10 protein-coding genes and 1 pseudogene are annotated in these 10,507 nt (G+C 73.7%); 9 read left to right on the plus strand and 2 right to left on the minus strand.

The window, feature by feature from the left end; genetic code table 11:
- Both B0E53_RS27485 and B0E53_RS27490 read left to right on the plus strand, forming a co-directional pair.
- Nucleotides 1-802, plus strand: a pseudogene (locus B0E53_RS27485) (PsbP-related protein); the annotation flags it as partial.
- A gap of 50 nt (nucleotides 803-852) precedes the next feature.
- Nucleotides 853-2,517: a phospho-sugar mutase gene (locus B0E53_RS27490; protein ID WP_107078679.1), complete on the plus strand. Its 1,665-nt coding sequence runs from the start codon at nucleotides 853-855 to the stop codon at nucleotides 2,515-2,517.
- Between the two features lie 75 nt (nucleotides 2,518-2,592).
- On the opposite strand, the gene B0E53_RS27495 is transcribed toward B0E53_RS27490, so the two are convergent.
- Together B0E53_RS27495 and upp are read right to left on the minus strand one after the other, a co-directional pair.
- A complete protein-coding gene (locus tag B0E53_RS27495) occupies nucleotides 2,593-3,270 on the minus strand; it encodes a GPP34 family phosphoprotein (protein WP_107078680.1) in 678 nt (225 codons plus the stop codon).
- A 99-nt stretch (nucleotides 3,271-3,369) separates the two neighbouring features.
- Entirely contained in the window at nucleotides 3,370-4,002 is a 633-nt protein-coding gene (upp, locus tag B0E53_RS27500; protein WP_107078681.1) for a uracil phosphoribosyltransferase, read from the minus strand.
- Between the two features lie 136 nt (nucleotides 4,003-4,138).
- Here upp and deoC point away from each other — a divergent pair, with 136 nt between their 5' ends.
- The 7 genes from deoC to B0E53_RS27535 form a co-directional block, all read left to right on the plus strand.
- Nucleotides 4,139-5,098 (plus strand): deoxyribose-phosphate aldolase, encoded by a 960-nt coding sequence (gene deoC / locus B0E53_RS27505; protein WP_107078682.1) that lies wholly within the window; start codon nucleotides 4,139-4,141, stop codon nucleotides 5,096-5,098.
- 5 nt (nucleotides 5,099-5,103) lie between these two features.
- Nucleotides 5,104-6,534 (plus strand): aldehyde dehydrogenase family protein, encoded by a 1,431-nt coding sequence (locus tag B0E53_RS27510; protein ID WP_107078683.1) that lies wholly within the window; start codon nucleotides 5,104-5,106, stop codon nucleotides 6,532-6,534.
- Nucleotides 6,527-7,351 carry an aldehyde dehydrogenase family protein gene (locus B0E53_RS27515; protein ID WP_107078684.1) on the plus strand — a complete coding sequence of 275 codons (825 nt, stop codon included), beginning with the start codon at nucleotides 6,527-6,529 and terminating at the stop codon, nucleotides 7,349-7,351. The genes B0E53_RS27510 and B0E53_RS27515 overlap by 8 nt, the downstream gene beginning before the upstream one ends.
- 32 nt (nucleotides 7,352-7,383) lie before the next feature.
- Nucleotides 7,384-7,842 (plus strand): BlaI/MecI/CopY family transcriptional regulator, encoded by a 459-nt coding sequence (locus B0E53_RS27520; protein WP_107078685.1) that lies wholly within the window; start codon nucleotides 7,384-7,386, stop codon nucleotides 7,840-7,842.
- A gap of 10 nt (nucleotides 7,843-7,852) precedes the next feature.
- Nucleotides 7,853-8,758 (plus strand): M56 family metallopeptidase, encoded by a 906-nt coding sequence (locus B0E53_RS27525; RefSeq protein WP_107078686.1) that lies wholly within the window; start codon nucleotides 7,853-7,855, stop codon nucleotides 8,756-8,758.
- Nucleotides 8,759-8,859: 101 nt separating this feature from the next.
- Nucleotides 8,860-10,107 carry a cytochrome ubiquinol oxidase subunit I gene (locus B0E53_RS27530; protein ID WP_107078687.1) on the plus strand — a complete coding sequence of 416 codons (1,248 nt, stop codon included), beginning with the start codon at nucleotides 8,860-8,862 and terminating at the stop codon, nucleotides 10,105-10,107.
- Nucleotides 10,108-10,118: 11 nt separating this feature from the next.
- Nucleotides 10,119-10,507: cytochrome d ubiquinol oxidase subunit II (locus B0E53_RS27535; protein WP_146167787.1), on the plus strand; the 389-nt coding region annotated here is incomplete at its 3' end.

A 10,507-nucleotide genomic window follows, 5' to 3' on the forward strand; every position in this document is an offset into this window, starting at 1 on the left:
CGCCACCCAGCGGGTCCCCGCCGGCCATCCCGACACCACCCAGCCGGTCTACGGCCGCGGCGCCGACACCACCCAGCCGGTGTACGCCGGCAACCAGTGGTCGGTGCCGGGCACCGGCCAGCCCTGGACGACGCCCCCGGCCGCGGCGCCGGCCGACGGCGGCGCGCTCGGCCGGGCCAAGGGCGTCGGCGGCCAGCTCGTCGGCCGCGTGAAGAGCTGGCCGCGCAAGGTCCAGCTCGCCGTCGCCGGTGGGGTCGCCGTGCTGCTCCTGGTCGGCGTGATCGCGCTGACCAGCGGCGACGACGCGCCCCCGCCGATCGTGGGCACGCTGCCCTCGTCGTCCGCCGAGGCCCCGCCCGTGGAGATGCAGGAGCAGTCCGTCAAGGGCGTCACCCTCCAGGTGCCGAAGGGCTGGGATCGCAAGACCGGTGGCCTCTTCGTCGACTACGTCGACCCGAAGACCGAGGGCCGCAAGGTACGCATCCTCGCCGAGGACTGGGGCGGGACGTCGGTGAGCTGGGCCGAGTTCGCCTCCCGCAACCTGCGGGACAAGAGCAAGTCGTGCGCCAAGCCCTACGAACAGCTGGCGATGAGCGAGCCGACGCTGGCCGGCAAGCCGGCGGCGGAGTTCGAGTACACCTGCGGCGACGGCGATGCGAAGCGGCACGGCATGTGGCGTGGCGTGGTGCAGAACGGCAAGGTCTACTCGTTCTACCTGACCGCGAACGAGGCCGACTTCGCCGAGAGCAAGCCGATCTTCGAGGCGATGGCCCGCTCGTTCCAGCTCACCGGGTCCAACTGAAGTCGAGGCCGACGGCCGGTGGTGATCCGCCGCCGTGCTTTCATGAGGCAATGGCGGCGGAAACCACTGACCTTGACGACCTTCGCGCCCGGGCCGAGCGCTGGCTCGACGACGACCCGGACCCGGCCGACCGGGACGAGCTGCGCGCCGTCCTCGCCGGGCTGCCGGGCAGCGCGCCGGAGCTGGCCGACCGGTTCGCCGGGCCGCTGACCTTCGGCACCGCCGGGCTGCGCGGCCCGCTGCGCGCGGGCCCGAACGGGATGAACCTCGCGGTGGTCACCCAGGCCGCGGCCGGGCTGGTCGGCTGGCTCGCCGCCCAGGGCGGCGAGGGCCCGCTGGTGATCGGGTACGACGCCCGGCGCGGCTCGCTGGCCTTCGCCGAGCGCACCGCCCAGGTGGCCACCGGCGCGGGTCGCCCGGCGCTGCTGCTACCCCGCCCACTGCCCACCCCGGTGCTGGCCTTCGCGGTGCGGCACCTCGGCGCGGTGGCCGGGGTGATGGTCACCGCCAGCCACAACCCGCCGCAGGACAACGGCTACAAGGTCTACCTGGGTGCGCAGCTCGGCGGGGAGCTGGGCGCGGGCGCGCAGATCGTCCCGCCGGCCGACGCCGGCATCGAGGCCGCCATCCGGGCGGTCGGCCCGCTGGCCCAGGTGCCGCTCGGCCCGCCCGGCCAGGTGCTCGGCGACGACCTGATCACCGGGTACGTGGAGCGGGCCGCCGCGGTGGTCGACCCGGCCGGCCCGCGGGACCTGAAGGTGGCGTACACGCCGCTGCACGGGGTGGGCGCCGCGGTGCTGACCGCCGCGTTCGCCCGGGCCGGCTTCGCGGTGCCGGGCGTGGTGCCCGAGCAGGCCGAGCCGGACGGGGCCTTCCCGACGGTCAGCTTCCCCAACCCGGAGGAGCCGGGCGCGGTGGACAAGCTGGTCGCGCTGGCCGGCAGCACGGGTGCGGACATCGCCATCGCCAACGACCCGGACGCGGACCGGTGCGCCGTGGCCGTGCCGGCGGACGGAACCTGGCGGATGCTGCGCGGGGACGAGGTGGGCGCACTGCTCGCCGACCACCTGATGCGGCGCGGGGTGGCCGGCCTCTACGCCACCACGATCGTCTCCTCGACCCTGCTCCGGGCCATGACCGCGGCCCGGGGCCTGCCCTACGACGAGACACTGACCGGGTTCAAGTGGATCGTCCGGGCCGGGGGCGGCCGGGAGCCGCTGGTCTTCGGCTACGAGGAGGCGCTCGGCTACTGCGTCGCGCCGGAGCACGTCCGGGACAAGGACGGCATCACCGCCGCGCTGACCGTGGCCGAGCTGGCCGCCGGCCTCAAGGCCGAGGGCCGGACGCTGGCCGACCGGCTCGACGAACTGGCCGCCGAGTTCGGCGTGCACCACACCGACCAGCTCTCGGTCCGGGTGGAGGACCTGCGGGTGATCGCCGACGGCATGGCCCGGATCCGCGCCGCCACCCCGACGGCGCTGCTCGGGCGCCCGGTCACCGAGGCGTCCGACCTGCTCCCCGAGGCGGACGTGGTGGTCCTGCGCACCGACACCGCCCGGGTGGTGATCCGCCCCTCCGGCACCGAGCCGAAGCTCAAGGCGTACCTGGAGGTGGTGGAACCGGTGACGGACGGCGACGTCCCCGCGGCCCGCCGCCGCGCCCACGCCGCGGTCACGGAACTCCGCGGGGAGATCGCGGCGGCCCTCGGCCTCTGACCCCGGCGTCGATCAAGAGGTTTGCGTCTGGGGCGAGCGCCCGTACGGACGCAAACCTCTTGATCAACCAGTCGGTCAGGGGCGCTTGCCGAGGGCGGCGTCCACCGCTTGGGCCAGGGCGGCGATGACCAGGCTTACCGAGGGGCGGACGACGCTGTCGTCCAGGCTCACCGTGCCGGAGAAGCCGGCGCCGCTGGCGATCTCCTCCAGGCGCTTGCCGGCCTCGGCGGCGGCCGTGCCGGTCAGGCCCAGCGCCGGCTCCATCCGCAGCACCGCGACCAGGGTGGCGAGCGCGGCGGTCCGCTCGTCGGGAAGCTGCCCGACGGTCAGCGCGTCGGCCAGCCGCTGCCGGATGTCGGCCTCCACCGAGGCGTCCGCGACCGGGTAGCGGTGCACGTGGATGAAGCCCAGCTCGGTCTCGTCGACGTCCCGCACCACGCCCCGGCCGCAGAGGTCGCCGAGGATCCGGTCGCGCAGGCCGTGCCGCAGCCGCTGCACCCACGAGGACGGGGTGTGCGGGGTGTCGGCGGTCATCCGGGCGAGGACCTCGTCGGCGATCGGCTCACCCGTCGGCGCCGGGTCGAGCACCGCCAGGTTCCCGTCGGCGTACGCGATCCGCCCGGCCAGGGCCAGCTCGACCAGCACCGCGGCGGCCATGCCGAGGTCCAGGCTGATCCGCGGCATGGTGGCCTTGCCGGTTTCGTCGTCATAAGCGAGGAGCAGCAGCTCTTCGGCGAGCGCAACACCAGTCATGGCCCGAGACGGTAGCGGCTGGGCGCACCCCGCGCACGGACTCGCCGGACGCCGGATCCGGGCGGCCCGCCGGCGCTGCCGGCGGGCCGGTCCGCGGGGTCAGAAGCGGGGCATGCCGCCGAACTGGCGGTCCCCGGCGTCGCCGAGGCCCGGGACGATGAACATCCGGTCGTTGAGGCCCTCGTCGATCGCGGCGGTGACCAGGCGCAACGGCAGCCCCGAGCGCTCCAGCCGCTCGATGCCGACCGGCGCGGCGAGGACGCAGAGCACCGTGATGTCGGTGCAGCCGCGGTCGGCGAGCAGCCGGCAGCAGTGCTCCAGGGAGCCGCCGGTGGCCAGCATCGGGTCGAGCACCAGCACCGGCAGGCCGCTCAGGTCCCGGGGCAGCGACTCCATGTACGCGCGCGGCTCGTACGTCTCCTCGTCGCGGGCCAGGCCGACGAAGCCCATCGACGACTCGGGCAGCAGGCCGAGCGCGGCGTCGGCCATGCCGAGACCGGCCCGCAGCACCGGCACCAGCAGCGGCGGGTTCGCCAGCCGGGTGCCCTCGGTGGCGGTGACCGGGGTCTGGATCGAGTACTTCTCGACGGGGAACGAGCGCGCGGCCTCGTACACCAGCATGGTGGTGAGTTCGAGCAGCGCGGCCCGGAACGACGCCGAGTCGGTCCGGGCGTCCCGCATGGCGGTCAGCCGCGCCTGGGCGAGCGGGTGGTCAATGACGTGTACGTCCACGATCGCTCAACCTACCGGTCCCGGCGGGGGCGCATCGCACGTGCGGGCGGACCAGCGACGCCGCTCACGTGTGGCACCCCCGGCCGGGCCGGCGTGACCAAGATCACCCAACGCGCGGGTGCGTAGTATTCGGGGCATGACGGCGACAGCGACGTCGGCCCGGTCGGAGCTCTCCGAGCTGGGACGATCCGAGACCGCTCTGCGGACCTTCCTGCACGGCCTGCCCGGCGTGGACCAGGTCGGCGCGGAGCAGCGGGCGGCACAGCTCGGCACCCGCTCCATCAAGACCACCGCCAAGGCCGAGGCCATCGACCTGGCGATCCGGATGGTCGACCTGACCACCCTGGAAGGGGCCGACACCCCCGGCAAGGTGCGGGCGCTCGCCGCCAAGGCGCTGCGCCCCGACCCGGCCGACCCGTCCTGCCCGCACGTCGGCGCGGTCTGCGTCTACCCGGCGATGGTCCCGTACGTCGCGGAGGTGCTGCGCGGTTCCGGCGTGCACCTGGCCAGCGTGGCGACCGCCTTCCCGTCCGGCCAGGCCCCGCTGGAGATCAAGCTCGCCGACACCCGGGCGGCCGTCGCGGCCGGCGCGGACGAGATCGACATGGTGATCAACCGGGGTGCCTTCCTGTCCGGCCGCTACAAGGAGGTCTACGACGAGATCGTGGCCACCAAGGAGGCCTGCGGGGACGCCCACCTCAAGGTGATCCTGGAGACCGGCGAGCTGGCCACCTACGACAACGTGCGCCGGGCTTCCTGGCTGGCCATGCTGGCCGGCGGCGACTTCATCAAGACCTCCACCGGCAAGGTCCCGGTCGCGGCCACCCCGCCGGTGACCCTGGTGATGCTGGAGGCGGTCCGCGACTTCCGCGCCGCCACCGGGCGGCAGGTCGGCGTGAAGCCGGCCGGCGGCATCAAGACCACCAAGGACGCGATCAAGTACCTGGTCATGGTCAACGAGACCGTCGGCCCCGACTGGCTGGACCCGGACTGGTTCCGGTTCGGCGCGTCGAGCCTCCTCAACGACCTGCTCATGCAGCGCACCAAGCTGACGACCGGCGTCTACGCCGGCCCCGACTACTTCACCCTGGACTGAGCGCGATGTTCGAATACGCACCCGCCCCCGAGTCGCGCTCGGTGGTGGACATCAAGCCCTCGTACGGGCTCTTCGTCGACGGCAAGTTCGTCGACCCGACCGACGGCGGCAGCTTCAAGTCGATCAACCCGGCCTCGGAGGAGGTGCTGGCCGAGGTCGCCGAGGCCGGCAGCCAGGACGTGGACCTCGCGGTCCGCGCCGCCCGGGAGGCGTACGAGAAGGTCTGGGGTCCGATGCCGGGCCGGGACCGGGCCAAGTACCTGTTCCGGATCGCCCGGATCATCCAGGAGCGCTCCCGCGAACTGGCCGTGCTGGAGTCGCTGGACAACGGCAAGCCGATCAAGGAGTCGCGCGACGTCGACGTGCCCCTGGTCGCCGCGCACTTCTTCTACTACGCGGGCTGGGCCGACAAGCTGGAGCACGCCGGCTTCGGCGCGAATCCCCGGCCGCTGGGCGTCGCCGCGCAGGTCATCCCGTGGAACTTCCCGCTGCTCATGCTGGCCTGGAAGATCGCCCCGGCGCTCGCGGCCGGCAACACGGTGGTGCTCAAGCCGGCCGAGACCACCCCGCTGACCGCGCTGCTCTTCGCCGAGATCTGCCAGCAGGCCGACCTGCCGGCCGGCGTGGTCAACATCGTGACCGGCGCCGGCGAGACCGGCCGGGCGCTGGTCGAGCACCCGGGCGTGGACAAGGTCGCCTTCACCGGCTCCACCGAGGTGGGCAAGGCCATCGCCCGGGCCGTCGCCGGCACCCGCAAGAAGCTGACCCTGGAACTCGGCGGCAAGGCCGCCAACATCGTCTTCGACGACGCCCCGGTCGACCAGGCCGTCGAGGGCATCGTCAACGGCATCTTCTTCAACCAGGGGCACGTCTGCTGCGCCGGCTCCCGGCTGCTGGTCCAGGAGTCGGTCGCCGACCGGGTGCTGGAGTCGCTCAAGCGGCGGATGGCCCAGCTCCGGATCGGCGACCCGCTGGACAAGAACACCGACATCGGCGCGATCAACTCGGCCGCGCAGCTGGCCCGGATCCGGGAGCTGTCCGACGCCGGCGCCGCCGAGGGCGCCGAGCGCTGGTCGCCGCCGTGCGAGCTGCCGGACCGCGGCTTCTGGTTCGCGCCGACCATCTTCACCGGGGTCACCCAGGCGCACCGGATCGCCCGCGAGGAGATCTTCGGCCCGGTGCTGTCCGTGCTGACCTTCCGCACCCCGGCCGAGGCCGTGGAGAAGGCCAACAACACGCCGTACGGGCTGTCGGCCGGGATCTGGACCGACAAGGGTTCCCGGATCCTCTGGATGGCCGACCGGCTACGCGCCGGCGTGGTCTGGGCCAACACGTTCAACAAGTTCGACCCCACCTCGCCGTTCGGCGGCTACAAGGAGTCGGGCTACGGTCGCGAGGGCGGCCGGCACGGGCTGGAGGCGTACCTCAATGTCTGAGCGGGTCGCGGTACGCAAGACGTACAAGCTCTTCATCGGCGGGAAGTTCCCGCGCAGTGAGTCGGGACGGTCGTATCTCGTGCAGGACTCCAACGTGTCGCTGGCCTCCCGCAAGGACGCGCGGGACGCGGTGGTCGCCGCCCGGGCCGCGGTGAAGGGCTGGGCCGGGGCGACCGCGTACAACCGCGGTCAGATCCTCTACCGGGTCGCCGAGATGCTGGAGGGCCGGCGGGACCAGTTCGTCGCCCTCGGCGCCTCCGTCGACGAGGTCGACGCGGCCATCGACCGCTGGGTCTGGTACGCCGGCTGGTCCGACAAGCTGCCCCAGGTCTACGGCGGGGCGAACCCGGTGGCCGGGCCGTACTTCAACCTCTCCGCGCCGGAGCCGACCGGCGTGGTGGCCGTGGTGGCCCCGGAGTCCCCGGCGCTGCTCGGCCTGGTCAGCGTGATCGCCCCGGCGATCGTCACCGGCAACACCGTGGTGGTGGCCGCCTCCCCGTCGGCGCCGCTCGCGGCGGTGACCCTGGCCGAGGTGCTGGCCACCTCGGACCTGCCGGGCGGGGTGGTCAACATCCTCACCGGCCGGCTGTCGGAGACCGTGCCGACGCTGGCCGCGCACATGGACGTCAACGCCATCGACCTGACCGGGGTCGCCGACGCCGAACTGGCCGCCGAGCTGGAGGTCAAGGCCGCGGAGAACCTGAAGCGGGTGCTCCGCCCGGCCCCGGCCGACCACGACTGGTCCGCCGACCCGGGCCTCACCCGGATGACCACTCTCCTGGAGACCAAGACGGTGTGGCACCCGAAGGGCGTGTAGGTCTCTTCTACTACGCGAGGTAGGATTGCCGGGTGACTCGGCTCGGTGATCTCGAACGTGCGGTGATGGACGTGCTGTGGGACTCGGTCCCCGCCACGTCGGACGGCGTGACCGTACGCGAGGTCGCCGACGCCCTCGACGGGCGGGAGCTGGCCTACACGACGGTGATGACCGTGCTCGACCGGCTCGCCGGCAAGGGCATGGTGCAGCGCGAGCGGGAGGGGCGGGCCTGGCGTTACCGGCCCGCCGCCACCCGGGAGGCGCACATCGCCCAGCTCATGCTCGACGCCCTCGACCTCGGCGGCAGCCGGGACGCGGCGCTGGTGCGCTTCGCCCGCTCGGTGACCGGCACCGAGGCGGAGGTGCTGCGCGCGGCGCTCAGCGCCGAGGCGGGCCTGGCCGGCTCCGGGCCGGCCGAGTCCGGGCTGACCGACCGGGTCGAGGACCCGCGGGCCGGCGGCCCGGCGCTCGACGAGGCGACGGACCGGTAGGGCGGCCGCCGTGGCGTACGCCCTGCACTTCGCCGCGACCATCCTGGCCTGCTGGCTGACCGCGCAGGTCCTCGCGGCCGCGCGGTGGACCTGGCGGGCCCCGCGGGTGGCGATCGTCTGCTGGCAGGCGGTCGGGCTGGCGCTCGGCCTCTCCGCGATGGGGCTGCCCATGGCGCTCGGCCTCAGCGCGTACGAGCTGCCGACCGGGAGCGCGCTGCTGACGCTCGCCGACGACCTGGCCCACGGCACGCTGCCGGCCGGCCTGGGCGCGCCGCACCTGGGCCTCGTCGGGGTCGGTTTCGGCATCGGCGCGGTGCTGCTGACCACGACGGTGCGCAGCATCCACGGCACGGTACGGGCCCAGCGCCGGCACCGGGAGCTGCTCAGCCTGGTCGCCCGCCGGGACCCGACGGTGCCCGGGGCGCTGGTGCTCGACCACCCGAGCGCGGCCGCCTACTGCCTGCCCGGGGTGAAGCCCCGCGTGGTGGTCAGCGCCGGCACGCTGAGCCTGCTCGACCGGGCCGAGCTGGCGGCGGTGCTCACCCACGAGCGGGCGCACGCCCAGGAGCGGCACGACCTGGTGCTGCTGCCGTTCACCGCGCTCTGCCGTGCGCTGCCCTGGTTCCGCTGGGTGCGGGACGCCCACGAGCGGGTGGCCCTGCTGGTCGAGATGCGCGCCGACGACAAGGCCCGCGAGCTGCACGCCGAGGAGCCCCTGGCCGGGGCGCTGCGCCGGTTCGCCGCCGCCGGACACCGGGTCACCCCGGCCGGCACGCTCGGCCTCGGCGACCGCGACCTCGACGTACGGGTGCAGCGGCTCATGGTCCCGGACCGGCCGCCGCGGGTGCTCGGCGCCACCGCGCTCTCGGTCGCGGCCCTCCTCGTCACCCTGCCGATCTCCCTCTTCCTGAGCTGAGGGGCGGGAAGCCACCCCGAAGGTGCCATCGGGCCGAATAGGTAGCGAGCCTACGTGTAGGCTCGCTATGACAAGCGAGACAACCCGTGGGAGAGTCGGCCATGGATCCCCTGCTCATCGCCCGCCTGCAGTTCGCCACGACCACCTCGATCCACTTCCTCTTCGTGGTGGTCACGCTCGGCCTGGTCACCCTGCTGGTCGGCCTGCAGACCGCCGGCTTCGTCACCGGCAAGCCGGTGTACGAGCGGCTGACCCGCTTCTGGGGCCAGCTCTACGTGATCAACTACGTGCTCGGCATCGCCACCGGGATCGTGATGGAGTTCCAGTTCGGGCTGAACTGGAGCGGCCTGTCGCGCTACGTGGGCAACGTGTTCGGGGCGCCGCTGGCCATCGAGACGCTGGTCGCCTTCTTCCTGGAGTCCACGTTCCTCGGGATGTGGATCTTCGGCTGGCACCGGCTGCGGCGCGGCGTCCACCTGGCGCTGCTCTGGGGCGTCGCGCTCACCGCGTACGCCTCCGCCTTCTGGATCATGGTGGCCAACGCCTGGCTCCAGCACCCGGTCGGCTACGAGGTCCGCGACGGCGTCGCCCACCTCACCGACTTCGGCGCGCTGCTCACCAACCCCACCCTCGGCTTCGCCTTCGGCCACGTGGTCTCGGCCGGCCTGGTCACCGGCGGGATCCTGATGGCCGCGGTGAGCGCCTGGCACCTGCTCCGGCGTACCCCGGACTTCCTGCTCTTCCGGAAGTCGCTGCGGCTCGGCCTGGTCACCGCGGCCGTCGCGGTGACCACGCTCCAAGGCTTCGGCTTCGCGCAGTTCGGTCCGGTCGGGGAACTCCAGCCGACCAAGTTCGGCGGCGGCCCCGACCGCGACGCGCTGGTCGCCGAGTGGACGGCGAGGTTCGGCCCGGGCGACTACACCCCGCCGGTGCTGTCGAGCGTCGGCCTCGGCTTCATGATCCTGATCGGCTTCACCCTGGGCTGCGTCTGGCTCCTGCTGCCGCTGCTGTGGCGGGACTGGATCATCCGGTTGAAGTTCCCGCTCTGGCTGGTGCTGCTGGGCGTGCCGCTGCCCTTCGTCGCGGTGATCCTCGGGTGGATCGCCCGCGAGGTGGGCCGCCAGCCCTGGGTCGCGTACGGGCTGCTGCCGACCGGGCAGGCCGTCTCGCCGGTGAGCGCCGGGCTGATGCTCACCTCGCTGATCGCCTTCACCCTGCTGCTCGGCACCCTCGCCGTCACCAACTGGGTGCTGCTGGCCCGGCACGCCGCCCGGGGCGCGCACGACCCCGCGCTCGGCCGGCCGCCCGCGCCGGACACCGACCACCACCCCCACCCCGTGTTCGCCTGAGGGAGCCCACCGTGGAACTCGCCTGGTACGCCCTGCTCGGCCTCTTCTTCGCCACCTACCTCGTGCTCGGCGGCTACGACTACGGCGTCGGGCTGCTGCTGGCCCGGGGTGCCACGCCGGAGGCCCGGCGGGCCGCGCTGAACGCGGTCGGGCCGTTCTTCCTCGGCAACGAGGTCTGGCTGGTGGCCGCGGTCGGCATCCTGTTCGGCGCCTTCCCCACCCTGGAAGGCGAGCTGCTCTCCGGCTGCTACCCGGCCGTGCTCGGCGCGCTGGCCGGGGTGGTGCTGGTGACGGCCGGGGTGCAGCTGCGCAGCCGGCCGCGTTCCGCCGCCGCCCGCGCCGGCTGGGACCGGGTGGTCGTGGCCGGCAGCGTGCTCGCGGCGCTCGGCTGGGGCGCGCT

The organism is Micromonospora sp. MH33, from assembly GCF_003013775.1.
Lineage (GTDB): Bacteria > Actinomycetota > Actinomycetes > Mycobacteriales > Micromonosporaceae > Micromonospora > Micromonospora fulviviridis.